This window comes from Streptomyces gobitricini (assembly GCF_039532985.1).
Classification (GTDB): Bacteria; Actinomycetota; Actinomycetes; order Streptomycetales; family Streptomycetaceae; genus Streptomyces; species Streptomyces gobitricini.
The window spans coordinates 318,043-342,743 of sequence record NZ_BAAASR010000015.1; the positions used below are offsets into that span (position 1 = coordinate 318,043).

General features: G+C 72.0%; 17 protein-coding genes. 5 read left to right on the forward strand and 12 right to left on the reverse strand.

Annotated features, from left to right (window positions below; all coding sequences use genetic code 11):
• Positions 1-274: 274 nt before the first annotated feature.
• Positions 275-685 carry a four-helix bundle copper-binding protein gene (locus ABD347_RS13925; protein ID WP_344360675.1) on the forward strand — a complete coding sequence of 137 codons (411 nt, stop codon included), beginning with the start codon at positions 275-277 and terminating at the stop codon, positions 683-685.
• Between the two features lie 54 nt (positions 686-739).
• On the opposite strand, the gene ABD347_RS13930 is transcribed toward ABD347_RS13925, so the two are convergent.
• Entirely contained in the window at positions 740-1,933 is a 1,194-nt protein-coding gene (locus tag ABD347_RS13930) for an NAD(P)/FAD-dependent oxidoreductase (protein WP_344360677.1), read from the reverse strand.
• Between the two features lie 572 nt (positions 1,934-2,505).
• Here ABD347_RS13930 and ABD347_RS13935 point away from each other — a divergent pair.
• Positions 2,506-3,519, forward strand: a complete 1,014-nt coding sequence (locus ABD347_RS13935; RefSeq protein ID WP_344360679.1) for a LacI family DNA-binding transcriptional regulator — start codon at positions 2,506-2,508, stop codon at positions 3,517-3,519.
• 34 nt (positions 3,520-3,553) lie between these two features.
• On the opposite strand, the gene ABD347_RS13940 is transcribed toward ABD347_RS13935, so the two are convergent.
• The 7 genes from ABD347_RS13940 to ABD347_RS13970 all read right to left on the reverse strand — a co-directional run bounded on the left by ABD347_RS13940 (position 3,554) and on the right by ABD347_RS13970 (position 14,797).
• Positions 3,554-4,285 carry a glycoside hydrolase family 12 protein gene (locus tag ABD347_RS13940; RefSeq protein ID WP_344360680.1) on the reverse strand — a complete coding sequence of 244 codons (732 nt, stop codon included), beginning with the start codon at positions 4,283-4,285 and terminating at the stop codon, positions 3,554-3,556.
• Between the two features lie 25 nt (positions 4,286-4,310).
• Positions 4,311-6,581 carry a glycosyl hydrolase family 95 catalytic domain-containing protein gene (locus ABD347_RS13945; RefSeq protein ID WP_344360683.1) on the reverse strand — a complete coding sequence of 757 codons (2,271 nt, stop codon included), beginning with the start codon at positions 6,579-6,581 and terminating at the stop codon, positions 4,311-4,313.
• Positions 6,578-8,548, reverse strand: a complete 1,971-nt coding sequence (locus ABD347_RS13950) for a beta-galactosidase (RefSeq protein WP_344360684.1) — start codon at positions 8,546-8,548, stop codon at positions 6,578-6,580. The genes ABD347_RS13945 and ABD347_RS13950 overlap by 4 nt, the downstream gene beginning before the upstream one ends.
• Positions 8,549-8,594: 46 nt before the next feature.
• Positions 8,595-10,835 (reverse strand): 1,4-beta-glucanase, encoded by a 2,241-nt coding sequence (locus tag ABD347_RS13955; RefSeq protein ID WP_344360686.1) that lies wholly within the window; start codon positions 10,833-10,835, stop codon positions 8,595-8,597.
• Between the two features lie 277 nt (positions 10,836-11,112).
• Complete coding sequence (locus tag ABD347_RS13960) at positions 11,113-12,042, reverse strand: carbohydrate ABC transporter permease (RefSeq protein ID WP_344360687.1); 930 nt, start codon at positions 12,040-12,042, stop codon at positions 11,113-11,115.
• Entirely contained in the window at positions 12,039-13,094 is a 1,056-nt protein-coding gene (locus ABD347_RS13965) for an ABC transporter permease (protein WP_344360688.1), read from the reverse strand. Before ABD347_RS13965 ends, ABD347_RS13960 begins: the two co-directional genes overlap by 4 nt.
• A 35-nt stretch (positions 13,095-13,129) precedes the next feature.
• A complete protein-coding gene (locus tag ABD347_RS13970) occupies positions 13,130-14,797 on the reverse strand; it encodes an extracellular solute-binding protein (RefSeq protein ID WP_344360690.1) in 1,668 nt (555 codons plus the stop codon).
• Between the two features lie 355 nt (positions 14,798-15,152).
• On the opposite strand from ABD347_RS13970, the gene ABD347_RS13975 reads away from it, so the two are divergent.
• Positions 15,153-17,990 carry a glycoside hydrolase family 3 C-terminal domain-containing protein gene (locus ABD347_RS13975; RefSeq protein ID WP_344360693.1) on the forward strand — a complete coding sequence of 946 codons (2,838 nt, stop codon included), beginning with the start codon at positions 15,153-15,155 and terminating at the stop codon, positions 17,988-17,990.
• A gap of 323 nt (positions 17,991-18,313) precedes the next feature.
• On the opposite strand, the gene yicI is transcribed toward ABD347_RS13975, so the two are convergent.
• Both yicI and ABD347_RS13985 read right to left on the reverse strand, forming a co-directional pair.
• Positions 18,314-20,593 (reverse strand): alpha-xylosidase, encoded by a 2,280-nt coding sequence (gene yicI, locus ABD347_RS13980; RefSeq protein ID WP_344360696.1) that lies wholly within the window; start codon positions 20,591-20,593, stop codon positions 18,314-18,316.
• Positions 20,594-21,150: 557 nt separating this feature from the next.
• Complete coding sequence (locus ABD347_RS13985; RefSeq protein WP_344360699.1) at positions 21,151-21,531, reverse strand: hypothetical protein; 381 nt, start codon at positions 21,529-21,531, stop codon at positions 21,151-21,153.
• A gap of 732 nt (positions 21,532-22,263) precedes the next feature.
• Between ABD347_RS13985 and ABD347_RS13990 the strand changes: the two genes are divergently transcribed.
• Positions 22,264-22,851 (forward strand): TetR/AcrR family transcriptional regulator, encoded by a 588-nt coding sequence (locus tag ABD347_RS13990; RefSeq protein WP_344360700.1) that lies wholly within the window; start codon positions 22,264-22,266, stop codon positions 22,849-22,851.
• Positions 22,848-23,225 carry a hypothetical protein gene (locus ABD347_RS13995; RefSeq protein WP_344360703.1) on the forward strand — a complete coding sequence of 126 codons (378 nt, stop codon included), beginning with the start codon at positions 22,848-22,850 and terminating at the stop codon, positions 23,223-23,225. The genes ABD347_RS13990 and ABD347_RS13995 overlap by 4 nt, the downstream gene beginning before the upstream one ends.
• A gap of 193 nt (positions 23,226-23,418) precedes the next feature.
• On the opposite strand, the gene ABD347_RS14000 is transcribed toward ABD347_RS13995, so the two are convergent.
• A complete protein-coding gene (locus ABD347_RS14000; protein ID WP_344360705.1) occupies positions 23,419-24,015 on the reverse strand; it encodes a hypothetical protein in 597 nt (198 codons plus the stop codon).
• 223 nt (positions 24,016-24,238) lie between these two features.
• Entirely contained in the window at positions 24,239-24,694 is a 456-nt protein-coding gene (locus ABD347_RS14005) for a hypothetical protein (RefSeq protein ID WP_344360708.1), read from the reverse strand.
• Positions 24,695-24,701 lie beyond the last annotated feature (7 nt).

Consider the following 24,701-nt stretch of genomic DNA (forward strand, 5'->3'; position numbering starts at 1 on the left):
CCCTCAGCTCCGGAGCCCTCCTCACCACGGAACGCCCGCCCGTGACGGCCATCCACCCCCCGGCACGTGCGGTCCGGCGCGTGCGGTCCGGCTTGGGCGCCCGCACACGGACGCCCGGTCGGCACGTGCGCCCGGGCGCCGCCCCGCCGAACGATCGCGCGCGGGGACGTTTGCGCGGGGCGCGCCCGTGATACCCGTCCCCGCGCCGCCGATGGCTCCCGGCGCAGCCCTCCAGGCGCGCGTCACGGCGGCGGACCCGAGGAGACGGAGAACCATGGCCACCTCAGTCAAGGAAATGCTGACCACCTACCCGGCCGATCTCGGCAATATCGACCGCGAAGCCCTGGCCAAGTGCATCGAGGAATGCATCTCCTGCGCACAGGCGTGTACCGCCTGCGCCGACGCCTGCCTGTCCGAAGGCATGGTCGGTGATCTGACCAAGTGCATCCGCACCGACATGGACTGCGCCGACATCTGCAACGCGACCGCCTCGGTCCTGTCCCGCCACACCGGATACGACGCCAACGTCACACGAGCGGTACTGCAAGCGTGTGCCACGGTGTGCAAGGCGTGCGCGGACGAGTGCGGCAACCACGCCGACATGCACGACCACTGCAGGGCCTGCGCGGAGGCCTGCCGCCGGTGCGAGCAGGCGTGCAACGATCTGCTCGCCTCGCTCGGCTGAAGAGCCGGCCGGCCGCACGGCCGGGACACGCCCGGACCGTGGACGAGTTCCCGGCTAGGCCGCCGGTTCGGCGGTGGCCGGTGCATCGCCACGGTGCGCCAGCCGCCGCCGACGCTTGTCGTCCTTGGGCCAGCTGTGCGAGCCGGGCTTGCGCGCCTCGTCCACCAGCAACTTGCGGCCGTGCTTCCCGGCGAACTCCTTCAGCTTCGCGCCGGCGCGGCCGCCGAGGTGGAAACCCCTCGCGGTGTCGTCCTCGTGGGCGAACTGGAAGATCCCGGCGCGTCGGCCCAGGCTGATGCACTGGCCACTGAATCCCAGGCTGATGGGCCGGGGTCGTTCACCCGCGATCCGGCTGAGCACGGTGTCCGCGGCATGCGCGCCCGTATGGAACGCGGCCTGGGCGCTCATCCGGAGCGGCAGACCCGACGGCGCCGCCGCATCGCCCGCCGCCACGGTGCGTACGTCGTCCACGCAGGTCAGCGTCTCGTCGGTGAGCAGGCGGCCCAGGGCGTCGGTGCTCAGTCCGCTGCGCGCGGCCAGGTCCGGCACACCGAACCCGGCGGTCCACACGGTCACCCTGCTCGGCAGCTCGCGGCCGTCGCCGAGCAGCACGGCACCGGGCGTCACGGCCGTCACCTTCGCGTGGGGCCCGTCGAGCACCCTCACGCCGAGCCCGGCCAGCCGCCTCGCGACCGAGCGTCGTGCCCGCGGGTGCAGATAGGGACCGAGCACCCCGCCGCAGACCAGGGTCACGGCCCGGCCGGGCTCCGCCAGTTCGGCGGCGGTCTCGATACCGGTCGTTCCGGCTCCGACCACGGTCACCGGATCCGTCATGGGCGTGGCGGCGAGGACGGGCCGCAGCCGCTCCACCTCCTCGAAGGTGGCGACCGGATAGGCGAACTCCGCCGCGCCGGGCACCCGGCGGTCGGCGCTGCCGCTGCCGACCGCGTAGATCAGGTAGTCGTAGTCGATCGTGCCGTCGGCAGCCAACGCCACACCGCGTCCGGCCGTGTCGATCCGGGTCACGGAACCGACCACCAGCCGGACGCGCGCGCTCAGGACCTCCCGGTACTCGACGACCGCGTCGTGGGACCCGACCATCCGCTGGTGCAGGCGGGGCCGCTCGACGAAGAGCGGGCGGGGGTTGATCAGCGTCACGGTCACGTCGTCGCGGCGCGTCAGGCGATTGGCCGCCATGACGCCGGCGTATCCGCCTCCGACCACGACGACCTCGGTGTTCCCGGCCATGGTGTCTCTCCTCCGTCTACCAGGGTTCGACCCCTAGGACGAGGTACGGCCGGTCGCTGTGACATCACCCGCGTCCCTGCGTCCCCGCGTCCGGCCCGTGTCCGACGACGCGAGAGCGGTACACGGGGCCTGCTGAGGCGGGCGGACCGCGACCGTGTCGGAGAAGGCGCTGCTCCCGGTCCGGTCGCGGTCGCGGGCGGTCTCACCCGGTTGCCGGTCAGGCGAGTACCGTGTCCCTGCCGGGCCCGTGCCGCGGTGCGGTGCTTCGCGTCGGCACAGGCCGCATGGGCCCCGGTGCACCGGCCGGCCGGCCCAGGCGCCGGGACCCACCGGTGCGGGGCCCCCGCCCTCTCGCTCCACCGCCCGCACCGCCGCTCAGGGGGCATGGGGAGGGGGCATGGGGAGGACCGGCGCCGGATGGGCGGTCCGCGCAGGCCGGGGACGGAACCTGCACGTCGAAGCGCTTCGATTACTTCCTCTGGACATGTGCCAGCTGACCGGATTACTGTGCATAAGCCCTTGAGTTGTATGCGAAGTGCGCTGTCGAAGCGCTTCATCACCTGGAGATCCCGATGGTCACCCTTGCCGACGTAGCGCAGCATGCCGGAGTCTCCGCCAGCACGGTGAGCTACGTCCTCAGCGGCAAGCGAACCATCTCCGCGGTCACCAAGCAGCGGGTGGAGCGCAGCATCAAGGAACTCGGCTACCACCCCAACGCCGGAGCGAGAGCACTGGCCAGCAGCCGGTCCAACATCATCGCGCTGATGATGCCGTTGCGCACGGACATGTACGTCCCCGTGATGATGGAGATCGCCATCGCCGTCGCCACCAACGCCCGGGAGCACGGGTTCGACGTCCTGATGCTCACCGGCGAGGAGGGGCCGGCCGCCGTGCGCCGGGTGGTCGGCAGCGGCCTCGCCGACGCCGTCATCCTGATGGACGTGGAACTGAACGACGCACGGCTGCCCCTGCTGCGCGAGAGCGGCCGTCCCGCGGTGCTCATCGGCCTGCCCGCTCAGACCACCGGTTTCACCTGCGTCGACCTCGATTTCAGCGAGGCCGGTTCGCTGTGCGCGGAGCATCTGGCCGAGTTGGGACACCGTGAGATCGCCGTGATCGGTGAAGCTCCGGCCGTGTACGAGCGGAAGACCGGCTTCGCGGAGCGCACCATCCAGGGCTTGCGCACCCGGGCGCGGCAGCTCGGGCTGCGCGTGCTCCACCGGCCGTGCGAGGGCACCTACGCCGCGATGGCGGGCGCCCTCGGACAGATCTTCACCGAACGCCCCGGCATCACGGGCTTCGTCGTACAGAACGAGCAGGCGGTGGAGCCGCTGCTCAGCCTGTTGCGCCAGGACAGGCGCGCCGTACCCGAGGACATCTCGGTGGTCGCCGTCTGTCCCGAGCAGGTGGCTCTCCAGGGTTCGGTCCGGCTGACCTCCGTCGCCATCCCGGCACGCGAGATGGCACGTCACGCCGTCGACCACCTCATCGCCAAGATCGAGAGGGACGCGGACGACGAGGTCTTCCTCCTCCGGCCGGAGCTCGTCGTACGGGCGAGCAGTGGACCGGCGCCCGTCGGCGGGTGACGGGGCGCCGCGGCGCGCCGCGGCGCCCCGCAGGTCAGTGCGAGGAGACGGCGAAGTCGCGGGTGACGAAGTCAAGTCCGCCCGGTGACGACGTGATCTCGTAGCCGAACTGCACGTCGCCGACGGTCACGTCACCGATCCAGCGCTTGGACTCCCTGAGCCAGTCGAGGACGGCTTTGATGTCCACGGTGCCGGAGGTGGAGTCACCGGTGCGCAGGAACGAGTAGACGGCGTTGGAGCCGTTGTGCCCGCGGTGGACGTCCCAGGTGTGACCGCCGAGAGTCACGCGTCCCTCACTCGTGCCGAGCGGCCCGACGGGGCCGGTCCGGTTGACCCAGAGCATGATCTCGTGCTCGTAACGGCTGTCCCAGATGTCGTACGAGGTGTTGTACGCGCCGGCCGCCGGAACGGTGACCGCGTAGCGGCTGGTGAGGGACGTCAGCGCGCTGATCTTCCGGTTGACCACCTTTTTCGCGTTGGGATAGGACTTGATCCCCCCGGTTCCGGGGTGGTCCGCCCACACGCCCCAGTCGGCCGGGGAGTTGGCCCAGATGGTCTGGCGCCCGGCTCCCTGGCCCCAGATGTTGTTGTAGAGGGTGTAACCACCGCTGTTCCAGGTCCCCCAACGGTCGTGGGAGTACCAGGCGGCGGCGTGCGCGGGTGACGACGCGAGACCGACGACGGTGAGCAGGGCGAGCGTCATCGCGAGTGCGTAACGGCGGCATGCCCGGAGCGTGGCGGGCAGTGCGTGTGCGGTGCGTTCCATGGAGTCCCTTCCACGGGGGCGGGGGTCACGTCGTCCTGGGGATGGAGAGGACGTGCTTCTCGTCGGCGACGAGAGTCAGGGGGTAGTGGTCGCTTCCCGCGACCACGTCGATCGTCCGGTCGACCGAGGGACGGAGCACGGCGGTCGCATGCGTCCCGGACCAGCTCAGGTCGAGGCGCGCCCCGAAGCGCGTACGGATGCCGCGCAAGGTGCCTTCGGCGCACCCCGGCGGCACTGATGGCAGCAGTACCAGCCGGTCGGGGGTCGACTGGACCAGACATTCGATGATCACGGCGGGCAGCGTGTGCGCGGCGTCCGCGTTGTACACGTCCCGGCCCGGGTAGTGGGCGCTCATCAGGGAGTCGTGGAAGTAGTCGCCGCGCAGCACCCGGTGGAGCGCTCCGCCCGCCAGGTGTCCGTCGCGCAGCCGGGCGGCGACGAGAGCGGTGTGCAGGTGGCCGTGCGCCGAGTCGTTCTCGGTGCCGCGCAGGCGGAGGGCGCGGTGTGCGGCCCTCGCCAGGGCGGGGGTGTCGTAGGGGTTGATGTCGTCGAGCGGCCACACCGGGTACAGGTGGCTGATGTGCCGGTGGTCGTAGGTGTCCTCCAGCCCGGCGTGTGCCCATTCGGCCAGGGCCCCGTCCTCGTTGACGCGGTAGGGGGGCAGCCGGTCGGCGAGGGCCCGCCAGTGCGGGGCGCGCGGGTGGCCGGGGTGGAACGCGGCGGCGGTGGTCAGGGCGTGCCGGGCCGCGGCGATGTCCATGGTGGCGTCGACGGTGCCCCAGCTCGCGTTGGCGGGACGGTTCTCGGGCGAGTACGAGGGGACCACCGTGACGGGGCCGTCCGGGCCGGTGCTGACGAGGAAGTCCTCGTAGAACAGCGCGGCCTCGACGAGGACGGAGGGCAGCCAGGGGTCGGGCCGGCCGCTGGTGAGGACTTCGTCGACCAGGGGGTGGAGCAGCCAGTCGGCGCCCGCGGTCCACAGATGCAGAGGGTAGGCGCGTTCGAAGTGGCGGGTGTGTCCGCTCTCCCCGTCGGTGTGGGACGGTGCGACGATGCCACGGGCGCCGAAGATCTCGCGGGCGTTGTCGCGCCAGTCGGCCAGCTGGCCGCGCACCAGTTCCGCGTGGGCCCGGGAGACCTCGGGCAGGGCCCCGGCGGCGGCGGACGACACCTGCAGGTTGAGGTTGGCGTTGGTGGTGAAGGCGCCGGACCAGGCGGTGTCCCAGTCGCCCGTCCAGAGGCCGGTGAGGCGAGGCGGCAGCATGCCGCTGGACGACAGCAGGTGATAGCGGCCCGCGTGGAAGAGCCGTTCGACGAGTGCCGGGCTGGTCGGTCGGCGGAGCAGCACGCTGCCGGGGAGCTCCCTCTCGTCGGGGTCCGTCGTCAGGGTGAGTCCGGCTCGCAGGTAGGCGTCGCGGTGCTCCGCGAGGTGAGGGGCGAGAAGCCGCGCGTACGTCGTGGCGGTGGCGTCCTGCGGGGCCGGGACGGCGGGACGGCCGGGGCGGGCCGGGTCCGCCATGAGCAGCGCGCGCAGTGCGTCCCGGTGCGCCGTCGCGGGGTCGTCCCCGGCGGGGTGCCGCTCGACCCGGGTCAGCAGCAGCATCGCGGAGGCCCCCGTCACCCGCAGGCTGGCGTCGGCCGCCTCCGCGCGGCCGCCGGTGACGGCCACGAAGGTCGTCCCCGTGAAGGCGGTCCGTCCGTTCGCGTACTCGGTGCGCAGGCTCAGCACGGCCCGGGCGCTGTGGTGCTCACCCTTCTCGCACCCGGCCGAGCGGGAGAAGCGCAGCCCGCCGGGCAGCCCGGCCAGCCGCTCGTCCAGGCGGACGTCGGCGCTCAGGCCGCCCGGCCGGGCGGTCATCCGGTGAACGATCACGTCGTCGGCGCGGGAGACGAAGACATCGCTGCGCCAGTCGTCGGTCACGGCGCTCACGATTCCCGTGGTGAAGTCCACCCGCCTGCGGTAGTTCTCCTCGGTCCTCGCCCCCGCGCGCCGTACCCGGACCTGGAAGGCGGGGTGGAAGGGCTGGACCCACAGGTGCGGGTAGCCCGCTCCGAAGCGCTCCGCCGCCGTGACGTCGCCCGCCAGCAGGGCGGCCCGCAGAGCGGGGAGTTCGGCGGCGAGAGCCGGTGGGCGCGCGTCCTCGCTGCCGTTGGGCCGGACCAGGGTGTGGTGGTTGACGATGACGCGCTCGTCGGCGGGGTCGCCGTACACCATGGCGCCGTGCCGGCCGTTGCCGCTGAGGAAGGCGTCCTCCCACCGTCCGGCGGGGTGTGGCTCCCATGTCCCGTGTCTCACGCCAGGACCGCCACGCCGTGGCGTTCCAGGTGGACCGACCCGTCGACACGGCTGCCCGTGAGCACGTCCTGGTGCCGGCCCGGCAGCGTGACCGTGAGCGGCCCCCCGGTGTGGTTGAGCAGGAAGAGCAGGTCACCGCGGCGGACCGCCTCCAAGCCGGGCGGCCGGTCCTCCAGGACGGGCCGTGCGCCCGCCTCGTCGGCGACCCGGGCGAGCAGCGCGCCGAGAGCGGCCGGCTCCGGCAGCGTGGAGACGTACCAGGCACGTCCGTTGCGCAGGACGGCGGGCATACCGGTGAGTTCACCGCCGCGGTAGGTGGCGACCGTCTCGGCCGTGGACGGCTCGAGCTCTTCCGCCCAGAGGGTTCCCCGGAAGGTCTGGAGGCCGTCGCACGTCACCTTCTCGCCCGCCGGCAGCGGCCACCACTCGTGAACGAGGCGGATGCCGAACAGGTCGCGCAGGCGTTCGTCCATGCCGCCGGGACGGATGCGGTCGTCGTGGTCCGCGGCACCGGTCATGAAGCCGGAGACGAGCGTCCCTCCGCCGCGTACGCAGGCGACGAGGTTGTCGACGGCGGTGTCGCTCAGCAGGTAGAGGTGCGGGACGACGACCAGCCGGTAGCGGCTCAGGTCGTGCTCGGGGTGGGCGAAGTCGGTGGTGACGCCGGCCTCCCACAGAGCCCGGTGCCAGGCGCGTACGACGGCGGGGTAGTGCACCTCCGCGGAGAGCCGGCCCTCCTGCTCGTCGGCCCACCAGGAGTGCCAGTCGTGGAGGATCGCCACCTCGGAGGTGACGTGCGTGCCCGCGACCCGCTCCCCCAGCCGGGACAGCTCGGCACCGATCCGCCTGATCTCCTGGTAGGTACGGCCGTGTTCCCCCGCGTGCGAGACCATCGCCGAGTGGAACTTCTCCGCGCCCTGTCGCGACTGCCTCCACTGGAAGTGGCAGACCGCGTCCGCGCCCCGGGCGACCGACTGGAGGGACCAGAGCCGGCCGAGACCACGCGGCTTGGGTACGTTGACGCTGCGGAAGTTCACCGCGCCGGCCGCCTGCTCCATCACCATCCACGGCCCGCGCGCCTGGGAGCGGGTCATGTCCTGGATCATCGCCCCGTACTGGCCGGCGTGCGGGTCGGTGGGGTCCGGGTAGACGTCGACGGAGACGACGTCCTCCTCCTGAGCCCACCTCCACGCGTCCTGGCCGGTCCAGAACGGCATGAAGTTGGTCGTGACGGGGATGTGCGGGGTGCGTGCGGCGACGATGTCGCGCTCGGCGGTGAAGCATTCCAGGAGCGCGTCGGAGGTGAAGCGCCGGAAGTCGAGTGTGCAGGCGGGGTTGCGCAGGTACTGGGCCTTGCGTGGGGGGATGATCCGGTCCCATGTGTCGTAGCGCTGGCTCCAGAAGGCGGTGCCCCACGCTTCGTTGAGCGCGTCGATCGTGGTGTACCTGTGGCGCAGCCAGCGGCGGAAGTGCCGTGCGGTCTCGTCGCACCAGCAGAAGGTGCAGTACTCGTTGTTGATGTGCCACATGTGGAGGGCGGGGTGGTCGCCGTAGCGCGCGGCGAGGTCTTCGGTGATCGCGGCCGCGTAGGTCCGGTAGACGGGCGAGCTGGGGCAGAAGTGCTGGCGTGATCCGTACCAGACGACCGACCCGTCCTCACCGCGCGGCAGGGTTTCGGGGTGCAGGGATCCCATCCAGGCCGGCGGTGAGGCGGTGGGGGTGGCGAGGACGACTCCGATGCCGTGCTGGTGCAGCAGGTCCATGAGCCGGTCCAGCCAGCCGAAGTCGCGCTCCCCCGGGCGGGGTTCCATCCTCGCCCAGGAGAACACCCCGACCGTGACGGAGTTGACCCCCGCCTGCTTCATGAGCCGCACGTCCTCGGGCCAGGTCTCCTCGGGCCACTGCTCGGGGTTGTAGTCGCCGCCGAAGAGGATGCGGGGGCCGGTGGCGTCGTTGAGGGAAGGCATGCGATGACTCGCTTCGTCACGGAGGCGGGCGGGGGCGTCCGGAGGGTCAGACGGGATCGGCGTACTGGATGCCGCGGCCGTTGGTGCCGAGGTAGACGCGGCCGTGGACACGGGGGTCGCCGGTGATCGTCTCGCCGATCCAGCCCCACTGGTGCGCGTCGTCGTTGACGCGGATCCACGAAGCGCCCTCGTCGTCCGAGCGCAGGACGGCGGTGATCTGCCCGACGGCGCCGACCTGGAAGATCGCCGGATACTTCGCGCCGGCGGCGGCCTTGCCGAAGCCCAGGGTGTACGAGGCCCAGCAGCTGGTGATCCCGGTGAAGGTGCGGCCGCCGTCGGTGGACCGGTACAGCCCGTTCCACTTGGCGGAGAGCCAGAGGTGGCCACTGCGGCCCGGGGCGGCGGCCAGGCGGAACTGGGTGTCGCCCGACGGCAGCCCGGAGGCGGCGGGGGTGAAGGTCCGGCCGGCGTCGGCCGATCGGTGGACGGTGCCGTTCGCCGTGTCGTAGGCGTAGAAGCACCGGGGGTCCACGGGGTCGGCGACCGGCGTGGCGCCCCGGGGGAAGGTGGGCACCTCCGCCCAGGTGGCCCCGTTGTCGGTCGAGCGGTGGGTGGCGTACGTGGAGCCGTCCCAGTGGACGAACGACCACAGCAGTACGCGGCCGTCGGCACCGGTCGCGATGGGACCGGGCGCCGTGCCGGCGATGTCCGGCTGGCTCGCGAAGGGCTGCCAGGTCCTGCCGCCGTCGCCGGACCAGGCGCCGTTGCGGTTCGCGGACCAGCCCGTCCGTACGACGTACGAGGGCTTCCGGGCCGCCATCGCGAGCCCGGTGGCGGTGCCGAAGACGGGGTCGGTGGCCATGCCGAGGGAGGGCGAGGCGGTCAGGGAGTCGTGGTACATGACGCCGATGTCGCCCAGGCCGCTGATCAGGTGTGCCCTGCCGCGGGGAGGGGAGATCAGCTGCCGTACGGAGCTCTCCTCCAGGCCGCGGATCTCGGGCGCCCAGTGCACCAGGTCGCGTGTGCCGTAGAGGGTGGCGCCGGTGCCGTAGACGATGTGGTGGGAGTCGAAGGGGTCGACGGCGACCGTCTGTATCCACCAGCCGAACTTGGGCCGGTCCTCGCCCCAGCGAAGGTACGGTGTCTCGGCGACGTCCAGGACGGCACGCTCCTTCAGGGACGTCCAGGTACGTCCGCCGTCGGTGGAGCGGAAGACGGTGTCGACCGCCGCCCAGCGGTTGTTGGTCGTCACCACCAGGGTGCCGGGCCGCCGGGCGTCGACCGCGACGCCTCCGTATCCGAACGTGTCGCGCGACCCGTCCGGGGCGGTGCCGCCGGGCCGGACGGGGGTGATGTCGTTCCAGGCGCCGGTGACGGTGCTCAGCGCGTGTACGCTGCCGTCGCTCTGGCCGTTGGGCCCGGGGGCGTCGGCGAACGTGACGTACAGCAGGCGGGTCGCGGCGTCGTGTGCGGCCCGGATGGGCACGCGGGCCGAGGCACCCTCCGGCTGTCCGGGTACGGGCTCCCACGTGGCGTCGGAGCGGCGGCGGTACAGGGCGGGCCCGCCGTCGGCCCATCCCGCGTACAGCGTCCGCCCGGCGGCGACCAGGAGGGTGATGCCCTGTCCGGTCGCCACCGGCTCGGGCCCGAACGCGGACCGTGCCCAGGTGGCGCCGCGGTCGGTGGACTTCCACAGGCCGTCGTGACGGGTGCCGAGCCAGAGGGTGTCGCTGTCGGCCGGGTCGACGACGAGTCGCTCACCCGCGCCACGCCCGTCCTCGTTGGCCCCGAGTTTCACGGGCAGGTCGGTGCGGGACCAGGTGGCCCCCCGGTCCTCCGAGCGCAGCACGGCTCCGTTGCCAGACCAGCTCTGGGAGTACGTCCCGAGGGCGAGGTAGAGGCGGTCGGGGTGGTGGGCGTCGACGGCCATGGCCTCGACGCCGAGCAGGTTCCAGTCGTCCCAGCCGAGGTGGTCGGTGAGGGGAATCCATGTCCGCCTGCGGTTGTCCCAGCGGTAGGCGCCGCCGATGTCGGTGCGGGCGTAGGCGAGTCCCTCGACCCGGGGGTGGAAGAGGACTCCGGTGACGAATCCGGTTCCGCCGATGACGGCGGTGCGCCAGCGGTACCGCTGGGTGGTGGCCTCCTTCCTGGAGGACGCCCGTGCGTCGCCGGTGACGGGCGCGGCCACGGCGACGGGCGCGGAGAGCGCGGGCCAGGCCGTCAGGCCCGTGAGCGCGCCCGCGGCGAGGACCGTGCGTCTGCCGGGCTGGTTCGAAGGCGTGGTCATGCTGGGAGCCTCTCTTCGTGGGGGTCCTGGGGCCGCGGTGCGAAGTGGCCGCGGGGCGGAGGTGGCTGGGGCGCGGAAGTGGCCGTGGGGCGGGAGTGGCTGGGGGCGCTGGGGGCGCGGAGTGGAGACCGCCGTGTCCGCCCGTGGTCAGGGACGGACGGACACGGCGGCGGCGGGGGCCGCGGCACGTCGACGCGACGAAGACGACGGCACGGGAGGGGCCGGGTCCCGGCCGGGGGCGCCGGGGGCGCGCCGGACACGGGACGCCGTGGAGGCGTCAGCCCTTGACCGCGCCCGTGAGCATGCCCTTCTTGAAGTGCCGTTGGACGAACGGTGACAGCACGGCCACCGGCAGCAGGGCGAGCACCATGACGGCCATCTGGATGGAGAGGGGCGAGAGCTGGCCGGTGTTGATGGCCTGTGCGAGTCCGGTGGGGCGTTCCTGTTTGAGGACCAGCTGCATCATCACGTTCTGCAGCGGCATCATGTTCTGGTCGCTCAGGTAGATCGAGGCGTTGAACCAGGCGCTCCAGTAGCCGACGGCGTAGAAGAGCGCGATGACGGCGAGGACCGCGCGGGACAGTGGCATGACGATCTGCCACAGGACGCGGAAGTCGCCCGCGCCGTCGATCCGGGCGCTGTCGATGAGTTCGGGAGCGACGCTCATGAAGAACGACCGCAGGACGAGGATGTTGAAGACGTTCACCGCGCTGGGGAGGATCAGGGACAGGTAGGTGTCGGTCAGCCCCAGTCCCTGCACCAGGAGGTAGGTGGGGATGAGCCCGGCTCCGAAGAACATGGTGGCGAGGAGGGTCATCAGCATCGGCCGGTGCAGCAGCGACTCGGTGCGGGAGAGCCCGTAGGCGCACAGGACGGACACCGTCATGCTGAAGAGGGTGCCGGTGGTCGTGACGCCCAGGCTCACCAGTGCCGCCCGGGTCACCTGCCCTCCGCCGAGCAGCTCCTGGTAGGCCACGAAGGTGATGCCGCGGGGGACGACGACGAGTCCTCCGGCCTCCGTGATGGTCTTCACCGAGGACAGGCTGGTGACGATCACGATCCACAGCGGGAAGAGGATCGCCGCGCAGGCGAGTGCGAGTACCGTGCCCTTCGCCGCGAGACCCGTCCGGCGCGGCTCCTCCTCCCACACCGGCCGCAGCCGGCCGCGGGTGCCCCCGCGGCGCGTGGCGCTCCACACGGCGCTCATCGCTTGTACACCCCCTGCTCGCCCATCATGTGGGCGACCTTGTTGGCCGCCAGGACCAGGCTGAGGCCGAAGATTCCCTTGACGATTCCGACGGCTGCCGCGTAACTGAAGTCCCCGAACTGGATACCGACGTTCCAGACGTAGGTGTCGAGGACCTCGGCGGCGGTCGGGCCGACCGCGGTGCGCTGGAGCAGGATCTGCTCGAACCCGACGGTGAGCGCGTTGCCGACCTGGAGCACGAGCAGCAGGGCGACCACGGGCCGGAGGGCCGGCAGCGTCACGTGCCACATCCGCCGCCATCGGCCGGCGCCGTCCATCGCGGCCGCCTCGTACAGATCGGGACTGACGGCGGAGAGCGCGGCGAGGAAGACGATGACGCCCCAGCCCGCGTCCTTCCAGATCATCTCGAAGGTGACGAGGAACTTGAACAGCCCGGGGTCGGTCATCAGGTCGATACCCTGGTGACCGTGTTCGCGCAGGGTCTGTGCCAGCATGCCGGCGCCGCCGAACATCTGCTGGAAGATGGTGACGACCAGGACCCAGGAGAAGAAGTGCGGCAGGTAGAGCACCGCCTGCGCCACGGCGCGGACCCGGGGCCGGACGAAGCTGTTGATGAGGAGCGCGAGCAGGATCGGCACGGGGAAGAACAGGGTGAGTTGCACCAGGAAGATCGTCAGGGTGTTCCCCAGCGCCTGCCAGAAGAGCCGGTCCTCCAGCATGCGGTTGAAGTGCTCGATTCCCACCCAGGGGCTTTCGCGCACGGCCTGCCAGGCGTCCTCGCCGAGGTAGGGGTCGTAGTCCTGGAAGGCCACGACGTTGCCCAGCAGTGGTACGTAGTTGAAGACCAGGACCAGCAGGATCGCGGGCAGCGTCATCAGGATCAGGGTGCGATCACGACGCAGCCGGGTTCTCCAGTGGACGCCCTTGGGCGCGCGGGACGGGGCTTTCGTCCCCCTCGCCGCACCGGCGCCCCGGCGCGGGCCGGGCGGGGCCGGGGCCACCGTGCTGTCCTCGGCGACCCGGTCGGGACCCGCCACCTTGCTCTGCGACACGCTCTCTCTCCTCGTTCCCCCTTCGGCCGGCGCTGTCAGGACGCCTGGCCGCCGGTCTCGTCCAGGAGCTTGCGGTACCAGTCGCGCAGTCGGTCGCCGCCGCGTGAGCGCCAGTCCGACACGGCCTGCTGCATGTCACCGACCTTCTTCCGGCCGCGGACGATGTCCTTCTCCAGGTCCTCGAACTGACTGTTGAGATCGGCCCAGCGGTTGGGCTCCTGCACTTGCATGCCGTAGAACAGGGGCTTGGTGACGAACGCGCCCATGCGCTGCTGCCAGCGCACCATGCCCTCGGCGACGTCGGGGTGGTTGGGGTACGCGAAGAACTGCTGAGGGCTCGCGACGTACTCGTAGGTCGCGAAGACCTCGTTGTTGCCCACCTCGGTCTTGGTGATCTCGTTGCCCTTGACGGTGTGGTGGATCCCCTCGACGCCGTAGGCTTTGAGCCGCTGCTCCTTGGTGCCGTACGGGGCCGCGGTGAAGTTGGCGACCGCGAGGACATCACGGATGGTCCTCTCGTCGGCGTTCTTGTTGACGAAGGCCCAGATGTTGGAGGGCGAGCCGGCGTAGAGGCGGGGCTTGCCGCCGTCGTGGTGGAAGTAGTCCATGGCGGCCATGGAGAAGCCGGGGCTGTCGCCCCGCTGGACGACGGTCTTGCCGTACCAGTCGGAGATGTCCGCGTTGTACATCCACACCCGGCCTGCCGTGAAGAGGTTGCCGAGGTCACCGGTCTCGGCCTTGGCGTCGGGGTGCACGAGCCCGGCGGAGTACAGGGACCGGGACCACTCGAGGGCCTCGAGGTACTCGTCGGTCTCGACGCGGTGGACCAGTTTGTCGCCGACGAGCCGCCAGCAGGTGGGTTTCTCGTCGAGAACACCGAAGAACTTGAACGCCGCCCAGGTCATGTCGCCGCAGCCCCAGACCCTGTTCCTGGCGGAGGTGATCTCCTTGGCCAGGTCGAAGAACTCCTGGGTGGTGGTCGGGGGTCGGTAGCCCTTGGCCGTGAAGAGGTCGGACCTGTAGAAGGGCGCGATGTTGGGAATGTCGCTGGTCGGCATGGGCAGGCCGCGGAGCTTGCCGCCGAAGACCGCGCGCTGCCAGGCGCCGGTCGGGATCGCCGCCAGGTTCGGGTAGTCCTTGACCTTGTCCCCCGACAGGTACGGGCCGAGGTCGGCGAACTTGTTGTTGACGGCGCTGGGTATCTTGCCTCCGAGCTCCCACCCGGGGATCACCACGACGTCCGGGACGGAGCTGGAGGCGAGGACGGCTCCGAGCTTCTGTCCGTAGGTGTTGCCGTCCTGGTTCTGCCAGTTCACCTTGACGCCGATGCTCTCGTCCATCGCCGTCCAGTACGGGTTGCCGTCCTTGGGCGAGGTGCCCCAGAGCGGAGCCATGATCGTGAGAGTGCTGCCCTTCCCGAGCTTCTCGGGTACGGAGACGGCGAGTTCCGAGGCCGGCGGGGCGGTGGTGAAGCCTATGGCCGAACCGTTCTTGCTCGGCAGGTCCGGCTTGACGACGTCGGACCCGACGAACGCGGGGAGGATGCCCTGGAGCTTCTTCCCGGTGGTGGCGCCCTCGGCGCGGTCGCCGCCGGACGAACCGCTGCACGCGCTGAGCAGGGGCGCACCGCCGGCGACGGCGATCGCCGCGGCCGCGGTGGAGCCCAGGAACGTTCTCCGGCTGCGAGCCTTGGTGTCGGGCATGGCGTTGCCCCTTTCTTCATGCGGGCAGCCAGTGCACGTTCGAGAGCGGCCGTACGCATGCGAGTCGGCGGATGAGGCTGAGCGGCGACACACGAAGCGGCGAGCGATATTCGACCAGGTTCGTCGAAGCGCTTCGATGTTGCAGCGAGGTTAAGTGACGCGGACAAGCCGTTCAAGAGTCACTCCGCATTTCTTTCGTTTCGCTTTGGTTGCGAAGCATGTGGAGGCATCGGGTGAGTCCGGAGAGCGCCCGCCCCGCACCGGTACGTCTTGACACCCTCCTGCGCCCACCTCCAGCATCGAAGCGCTTCGAACCCGCAGAAGCGCTCAGGACGCTCACCCTTGGGGACACTCTGTGACCGACAACCGGCCGGACGACCGGCCATCCTTCCGCGACGCCGCCCTCTCCTTCGACGAACGCGTCGAGGACCTGCTCCAGCGGCTGACCCGCGACGAGCGGATCGCGCTGCTGCACCAGTTCGCGCCCGCCGTCGAGCGCCTGGGCGTCGAGGCGTTCCGTACCGGCCAGGAGGCGCTGCACGGTGTCGCGTGGATGGGACCCGCCACCGTCTTCCCGCAGGCCGTCGGTCTGGGTGCCACCTGGAACGAGGACCTCGTACGGCGGGTCGGAGAGGCAGTCGGTGAGGAGGTCCGCGCCATGCGGGCCCGCGACCCGCGGGTCGGCCTCAACGTCTGGGCCCCCACCGTCAATCTGCTGCGGCACCCCCTGTGGGGCCGCAACGAGGAGGGCTACTCCGAAGACCCCCGGCTGACCTCCGCCATCGCCGTCGCCTACACCCGCGGCCTGCGCGGAGACCACCCCGTGTACTGGCGCACCGCGCCGGTGCTCAAGCACTGGCTGGCCCACAACAACGAGACCGACCGGGACACCTGCTCGTCCTCGATCAGCCCCCGGGTCCTGCACGAGTACGACCTGCCGGCCTTCCGCCCCGCCGTGGAGGCGGGGGCGGTCGCCGGAGTGATGCCCTCCTACAACCTCGTCAACGGCAGGCCGAACCACCTCTCCCCCCTGCTGAGCACCCATCTGCGTACCTGGACCGACCGGCCCCTGGTGGTCTGCTCGGATGCCGGCGCGCCCTCCAACCTCGTCGACTCCGAGCACTACTACGACACCCACGAGGAGGCCACGGCCGCCGCCCTGCGCGCCGGAGTGGACAGCTTCACGGACCACGGCCAGGACTCCTCGGTCATCGTCGGCCGGGTCCGCGCGGCACTCGACCGGGGGCTCGTCGAGGAGGAGGTCGTCGACCGGGCCGTGCGCCGGCTGCTCGGCATGCGCTTCTCCCTCGGGGAGTTCGACCCGGAGCTCGACCCGTACGCCGGGGCCGGGGCGTTCGACACCCCGGAACACCGGGAGCTCGCGCGGGAGGCCGCGGAACAGGCCGTCGTACTGCTCAAGAACGACGGCCTGCTGCCGCTGGCCGAAGGCACCCGTATCGCGGTGGTCGGGCTGCTCGCCGACGAGTGCAAGCTCGACTGGTACAGCGGAACGCTGATCCACCGCTCCACACCCCTGGACGGACTGCGCGCCCGCTTCGGCACGGAGAACGTCTCCTTCACCGAGGGGGCGGACCGCGTGCGGCTGCGGACGGCGGCGGGCTGGGTGCGCGTGCCGTCCGCGTCCGGCACCGGGACCGCACGGGCGGCCGGGGGAGCGCTCGACCCGGCGCTGCTCGGCGGACGTACCGATCTCCCGCCGCTGACCGTCGGCGGCGACCCGACGGAGTTCGCCATGGTGCGGTGGGGCGAGGGGCTGTTCACCTTGCGAGCGCCCGACGGCAACCACCTCTCGGTCGCCGAGGACGGTCTCGTTCGGGCTTCCGCCGACCAGCCCGGGGGCTGGGTGGTGCAGGAGACGTTCCGGCTGGAAGAACACGGTGCGGGCCATCTCCTCGCGCATGTGGGTACGGGCCGGTACGTCTCAGTCGCCGCCGAGGGCCTCAGGGTTGCCGACGACGGGGACGTTTTCGAGATCGTCGTGGCGAGCCACGGCGTGGACGACGTGACCGCGGCCGCCGCGGCCGCCGACGTGGTCGTCGTCGTCGCCGGCAACGATCCCCACATCAACGGACGCGAGACCGAGGACCGCGTCACGCTTCGCCTGCCGGACGACCAGACGGAGCTGTGGCGCGCGGCCCGCGCCGCGAACCCTCGCACCGCGCTCGTCCTCGTCTCGTCGTATCCGTACGCGGTGACCGACGCGGACGCCGCCCTGCCCGCCCTGCTGTGGACCGCCCACGGAGGACAGGCGGCGGGCACGGCGCTGGCCCGCGTCCTGGCCGGCGACGTCTCCCCGGCGGGGAGGCTTCCGCAGACCTGGTACGCGTCCGACGCCGATCTCCCGGACCTGCTGGACTACGACATCATCGGCAGCCGGCAGACCTACCTGTACCACGAGGGCACCCCGCTCTACCCGTTCGGTCACGGTCTGTCCTACGCGTCCTTCTCCTATGACGGTCTGTCGGCCACCCGCGCCGGCGACACCGTCCGGGTGTCCTTCACCGTCGCCAACAGCGGAACGTGCGAGGCGGACGAAGTCGCCCAGGTCTACGTCCGGGCCCCGGAGTCGGCCGTGGTCCGTCCCCTGCGGCAGCTCGTCGCCCACCGCAGAATGCGCCTGGCTCCCGGAGCGGAACAGCGGCTGGAGTTCACGGTGCCCCTCGCGGCCCTCGGCTTCTGGGACGTCGCCCGGGACCGGTGGACCGTCGACACGGGGCGGTACGTCCTCCTCGTGGGCGCGTCGAGCACGGACGTCCGGCTCACGGCCGGCCTGTGGATCGACGACGAGGAGCCTGTGCCGCGCCCCGTGCTGGAGCGCGGGCTGGAAGCCGCGGACTACGACGAGCAGCGCGGAACCGTGATCGTGGACCGCACCAAGGTGTCCGGCGACGCGGTGACGGTCGCGGCCGACGGCACCGGGGAACTGGTCTTCCGCCGGTGCGACTTCGGCGCCGGTGCCGTCACCGCGTCGGCGGAGATGTCCGCGACCGGTCCGGCCACGGTCGAACTGCGGTCGGCCGACGGGACACTCCTGGCGTCATACACCCCCCTCGTCGCCGGCCCGTACGCCTACGCCACCGCCGGCGCCGCCGTCTCGCTGTCCGGCGTGCGGGACCTGCACATCCGGCTCCGTGGTCCGGTACGACTCGCGCGGCTCTCCTTCACCGGCTGAGAGCACCACCACGCGACAGCCCGGCACCGGGACTCCCCCAGTGCCGGGTTTCGCCGCGCTCACCGCCACCCACGGCGGGGGCGCGCCGACGCGCACCCGCGCGCACGCCCGCGCGAGGCCGTGGCACCGGTGCGCAACCCGCCCCCCGCGCACGCCCGCACGAACGCACGCCCGCACGCACGTGGTGACCTCGCGCGACACCCCGTCGGGTGCGCCGCATCGCCCGCCTCGTACCCGCTGGTGCCCGGCGGCGCCCGGTCCCGGCCGGGGAGGGCGGCCCGTGCCGCCGGGGCACCAGCGCGTCGTGGGGGCGCCGAGGCTCGTCAGCGCGTGGTCACGACCACTTCACCCGCGCCCCGGGCGGAGCCGCCGCCGACGACCTCCACCCGGTAGGGACGATCCGTTCCCTCGGCCCGCACGCGCAGGCCGTCGTGCGTCCGCGCGACGTGGAAGACGGCCGCCGTCCGGCCGGTGTGGTCGGGCACGGCGACCGCGCGGCGGAGTGGTCCGCCCTCGGACTCCGGATGGACCCGCAAGGTCAGTTCGTCCAGCCAGTCGGCGTCCGGCCGCTGGTCGTCGGCACCGAGCGGCAGCACCGCCCCGGGGCGCACGAACAGCGGCAGGCTGTCGAAGCCGTGCCTTTCCCGCCGCCACACCGGTCCGGTCACCGTCTCGCCGGTCAACAGGTGGGTCCAGGTCCCCCGCGGCAGGTAGTACTCCACCTCGCCGTCCGCGGTGAAGACGGGTGCGACGAGCAGGTCGGGGCCGAGCATGTACTGCCGGTCCAGTGTCCGGCAGGCCGGATCGTCGGGGAACTCCAGGAGCATGGGCCGCATGACGGGGACGCCGGTGGTGTGGGCCTCGGTGGCGGCCCCGTACAGGTAGGGCATGAGGCGGTGCTTGAGCCGGGTGAAGCACCGGGCGACCTCGACGGCGGTCTCGCCGAACTCCCACGGCACCCGGTAGGAGACGTTGCCGTGGAGCCGGCTGTGCGAGGAGAGCAGGCCGAAGGCGAGCCACCGCGTGAACACGTCCGGGTCGGGGGTGCCCTCGAAGCCGCCGATGTCGTGGCTCCAGAAGCCGAAGCCGCTCAGGGAGAGCGAGAGTCCGCCGCGCAGGGACTCGGCCATGGCCTCGAAGGAGGCGAAGCAGTCGCCCCCCCAGTGGACGGGGAACTGCTGGCCGCCCGCGGTGGCGGAACGGGCGAAGAGGACGGCCTCGCCGGTGCCGCGCTCCTTCTCCAGGAGCTCGAAGACGGTCCGGTTGTAGAGCTGGGCGTAGTAGTTGTGCATGCGCTCGGGGTCCGAGCCGTCGTGCCAGACGACGTCGGTCGGGATCCGCTCCCCGAAGTCGGTCTTGAAGCAGTCGACGCCCTGTGCGAGGAGCGGCCGCAGCCGGTCCTGGAACCACGCGCGGGCCTCGGGATTGGTGAAGTCGACCAGGGCCATGCCCGGCTGCCACAGGTCCCACTGCCAGATGTCACCGTTCGGCCGCCGCACCAGGTAGCCGCCGGCCACGCCTTCCGCGAACAGCGTCGACTTCTGCGCGATGTACGGGTTGATCCACACGCTGATCTTCAGCCCCCGGGCCTTGAGACGGGCGAGCATGCCCTTTGGGTCGGGGAAGGTGGCGGGGTCCCACTGGAAGTCCGACCACTGGTACTCGCGCATCCAGAAGCAGTCGAAGTGGAAGACGGAGAGCGGGATGTTCCGCTCGGCCATGCCGTCGACGAAGGAGGTGACGGTGGCCTCGTCGTAGGCGGTGCAGAAGGACGTGGTCAGCCACAGGCCGAAGGACCAGGCGGGCGGCAGGGCGGGACGGCCGGTGAGCGCGGTGTAGCGGGTGAGCACCTCCTTGGGGGTGGGGCCGGCGACGACGTAGTACTCGAGCGTCTGGTCCTCGACGCTGAACTGGACCTGGCCGACCGACTCCGAGCCGATCTCGAAGGACACCTTGCCGGGGTGGTTGACGAAGACGCCGTAGCCGCGCGAGGAGAGGTAGAAGGGAACGTTCTTGTAGGCCTGTTCACTGCTGGTGCCGCCGTCGGCCTGCCAGACGTCGACGCTCTGGCCGTTCCTGACGAAGGGCGTGAAGCGCTCGCCGAGACCATAGATCTGCTCGCCCACACCGAGGGCGAGCTGCGCGGCCATGTGGTGGGCGCCGTCGGGAGTGGTGACGAAGGCGGTGCCCTTGCGCTCGGCGGCGGTCAGCCGGCGCCCGTCGCCGTCCACGAACTCGAGCGCCCAGGGCTTCCCGGTGTCCAGGCGCAGAGTGAGCGAACCGCTGCACAGCTCGACGAGGTCGCCCTCGCGCCGTGTGCGGCCCGTGCCGCTCCCCGTCCCCGCGCCCGGCAGCTCGAAGTCGGGCCCGGGGTGGGCCTTGCCCGCGTGATGCGTGACGCGTACGCCGATGACCCCTTCCGCGGGCGAGAAGAACTCGGTGGTGATGAGGGGCGTGTTGAGCGTCGCCCCGCGATGCCGGACACGCTGGACGGCCGCGTAGGCCGTGATGTGGTCGTCGCTGACATGGAGGTCGCGGACTTCGGTGGCGTACGCGGCGTGGACGCCCTCGCGCATCAGCCAGAAGCCGTCGGTGAACTTCATGGGGTTCCCGTGTTTCTCGGTGGAGGGGTGCGTGGATCACGCGAGGAGGAGGGGGCCGGCCCGTTGGAGGCAGGTGGTTCCCGGCGTCACCGGGCTGCTCCCCGGATCGGCGGTGCCCGCGAGGACGGCCCCGTGCCGGGCGCGGCGGGTGCCGTGCTGCCGGGAACCGGCCGGGGCCGCCCGAGCAGGCGTCGTACGGTTCCCGCCCGGGTGGCCCCGGGCCGCCCGTCAGCGGCCGGACGCGGCGGGCGCGCACGTGTCTCCGGGGCAGCGGGATTCGAGGCCGCGAACCGGTGTCGGGCTCGTCGAGGCGGGCGGGGCCGTGACGGCGGTTCCCTCGTACGCGGCGGCCGGCGCCTGCCGCGAGGTGGTAGTGGTGGTGCGGCACGGACCGGCGAGAGTGTCTGCCGCACCGGCCGGGGCGGGTGGGCGCTCCCCCTCGCCGGCGAGGGAGCATCCATGACCCTCCTCCCGACTCGTCGGCGAACCTCCGGCACGGGAACCGGATCCGGCCGCGTCCTCTGCCGCCATGGGCGGCGCCGAAGGCCGAGCACCTCTCAGTCGGAGAGTCGGTTCAGTACGGCGAGTTGCTCGGGGACGCGCTCGTCGGACCACGATCGGAGCCAGGCCGCGTGGTCCGGGGCGTACGCCCGGGGGACCCTTTCGACGCGCATGACCAGCGCGAGGTAGACGCGGTACAGCGCGAGCCGGGCACGGGCGCCGGGTGTGCGCGTCCGCAGGCCGGGGGCGATGGAGCGGTAGCCGGCCATAAGGTCGGGGTCGTCCTCGGCGGCGGTGAGGGGGTCCAGGCCGACGAGTTCTGCCAGCGGGTCACCGAAGAAGGCGCGTTCGCCGTCGGTGAGGCCGCCGAACCGCCAGGTGCCGTTCCCGTCGTTCCCGTCGAGCCCGGTGCTGGACGGCGGGGCGACTGCGGTCACCGGAGACCCCCGGTGGGCAGCTCACGGGCGGCCTCGGTCACCGCCGGGCCGGGCCAGGGGTGGTAACACATCGGAAAGCGTGCGGCATGGGTGCCGATGCCCCGCACCTGACCTCCTACTGTCGAACCGCTTCGACTGACGCCCTTCTGTCCGCGGGCCTCGCTACCGTTACAGCAAACGCCGTCACCGTCAAGGGTTTCATCGACCGGAGGGCGACATCGAGAGAAGCGCCCCCTAGGCTGCGGTGCCAGCATTCCGGCCACGCAGTCGAAGCGCTTCGGGAGGGGCAGGAGCGCCCCGCCGGCCCTGGGCGCCGTGCACGGTAGGGCAGCCCCACGCCGCTCGGGCGCGGGCCGCGGCATCCGCACGCGAGGCGCACGAAGCATCACCGTGAGCACCGGGGCCCGGCCGGCCGTTCCCGTCGGCGACACCACGCCACCCTTCCGGCGAGCCACAGCCGTTCGCCGGTCGCGACGATGAGGCCCGTCACGTCGACCCGGACCGCGAGCCCCGCCGAGCCGACAGGCCGCCACCCGGTTCCGCTGCACGCGGCTGATGCCGCACACGACCGTGTGCCCGCCTCGCAGTCCTCCCGGCCCAAGACCCAAGACCCCCGTCGGCCGTTCCCGGGTTGCCTCAACGGCCGTTCCCCTACACGGAGTCGGCCGCCCCGCCGTCAGCGGCCGCATCCCGGCCCCTTAACCCAACGGGTCGTCCCGTATGGTTAATCGCATGACGCACCCCAGCGCCCCGCGTGGACGCCCGCGAGACAGCCGTGCCCATCAGGCGATCCTGACCGCCGCCGCCGAGCTGGTGGCCGAACTCGGCTACGCCGCCGCCTCCATCGGCGCGGTGGCGGCTCGGGCCGGCGTCGGCAAGGACACCGTCTACCGCCGTTGGCCGGGCAAGGCGGAGTTGGTGTACGAGGCGGTCTTCACCCGGACCGAGGCGGCCCCGGCCCCGGACACCGGCAGCCTCACCGGTGATCTGACCGCCCTGCTGGAGTCCCTCGTCCAGGAGTTCGCCGCTCCGGCCGCGACCGCTGCCCTGCCGGGCCTGCTGGCCGACTTCGCCGCCGACCCGGACCTGCGGGCCCGTATCCGCTCCGAGTTCCTGGCCCCGGCCAAGGACGGCCTGGTGGCGGTGTTCGAGCGAGCGGTACGGCGCGGGGAGGCCGACCCCGGCCTGCCGGTCGACCTGGTGCTGGACACGCTGGCGGGAGCCGTCTTCTTCCATGTCGGCCTGGTGGGCGAGCGGCCCGGCCCCCAGCTCGCCGCTCAGCTGGCGGCCATCGTGGGCCGCGGGATCGAGACCCGGTGAACGCCTGGTTCCTCGCCGCCGGCGCGACCGCCGGCGCGGTCGCCGCCATCCACGCCGTGGCGGGTGGCCGGGATGTCGTTCGGCCGCTGCTCGCCGGCGACCTCCCTGACGAGCCCCGACGCGTCCTGTACGCGGTCTGGCACATGGTCACGGCCGACCTGGTCCTGGCCGCCGCCGTCCTGCTCTGGCTGGCCCTGGGCAACCGACCGGGCGGGGACACGATCGCCTGGATCCTGGCCGCCCACTTCGTCGCCTACTCGGGCGTGTTTCTCACCGTCTCCCTGGCGGCCGGCTGGTCGAGACCGCTCGCGCGCCTGCCTCAATGGATGCTTCTGTTGCCGGTGGCGGTGCTGGCGGCGGCCGGAGCGGCGTGAACCGGCGGCGGCAGGCGTGAAGGCATGACCAGCGCGCCCATCGTCACACCCGGGCCTCCACGTGAACGGCGGCCGACGGGTGACGGCCCTGGCCACCGACGCCGGGCGGTGGCGGCGGTGGCCAGGGCCGTGACGCGGGGGTGGGCGCGTGACTCCGGCTCAACCAGGGAATACGGGGCTCTCCGCCTCGCGGTCAGTGCGTCAGATGCCAGTCCGGAACCGACGGCATGTGCGGCGCCATCGACCGGGCCCGCTGCCAGACACCCTGTGTCTGCTCGGCGGGGCGCTGCTGCTCACCGTGCAGGGCGTTGAGGACCACCAACGCTCCGGTCAGGGCCGGTACCGCCCACTGGGCGCAGGCGAGCTGGCGCTGGGCCTTGTCGGTGTCGATGGGGTGCTTGGCCGCCTTCTCGGCATCCTCGGGGTCGGCCGAGGAGGCCAGCTCGATCTTCTTGCCGAGCACGCGGGCGTATGCGGTGACGGCCAGCGCCGCACCGGTGATGACGGTTTTGGCCAGCGTGGAGGCGCCCACCCCCTGCTGCGCGGCGACGCGGGGAGCGTTGGCGACCAGCAAGCCGCCGCTGCCGAAGAGGTGCGCGCCGATCGCCGCGGCGTTGACGGGCGTCCACTTCGCCCACCCGGACGATGCGATGCGGGCGGTCGCGGCCCAGGTACCGCCCTCGGCCTTCGCCGCCTCGTTCAGACCGACGGCGCCCATGAGGGAGCCCCCGAACCACGCGGCCAGCCCCACGTCGTGCAGACTGCGCATCAGGGTATTGCGTTCGGACATGGGGGGCTCCTTCGCAGGCAGGACAGAGGTGGGGCGGCGGGTGCTTGCCGTATTCACCGTCGCCCGGCGATCTCGTGACTGCCATTCCGGATGGTACGAACGAGGCAGCCGACGGGGCCGAGGACCGCCGGAGCGGTGAGGCCCGGGCGAGGGCGCGGCCCTCCACCAGGGCCGGGACCGGTCGGCTCCGCCCGGCCGCGGCGCAGGGCGCGTCCTCGTCGGTCTAGGCGCCGGTCGTGGACCCCGGCCGGACGATCATCAGCACCGTCACGACCGCCCACAGCAGGTTGAACACCCCGGTGAACATGGCGAGCCGCACGGTCGCATCCAGCGACCTTCCGGTGCTCGCTTCGAGCAGCGCGCTCTGCCGGGGCAGTATCAGTGCGCCCAGGACCAGCGCGGCGAGGGCGGTCAGCGCGATGGACACGATCAGCCAGGCGTCGCCGAGCACCCCCATGTTGCCCGCGGTGGCGAATCCGAAGACCGGCACGACGACACCGACGGTGGCGTACACCCGGCAGATGCGGTGCAGCAGCCGCAGTGTCTCGGCGGCCCGCACGTCATCGGGCGACGCCATGGCGCGGCGCGCGGCGGGCGGGAACATGCTGGCGGCGACGGTCACGGGCCCGATCGCGACGATCGCGGCAATGACGTGGACGGCGAGGAGAAACTTGGTCACGGCGGTG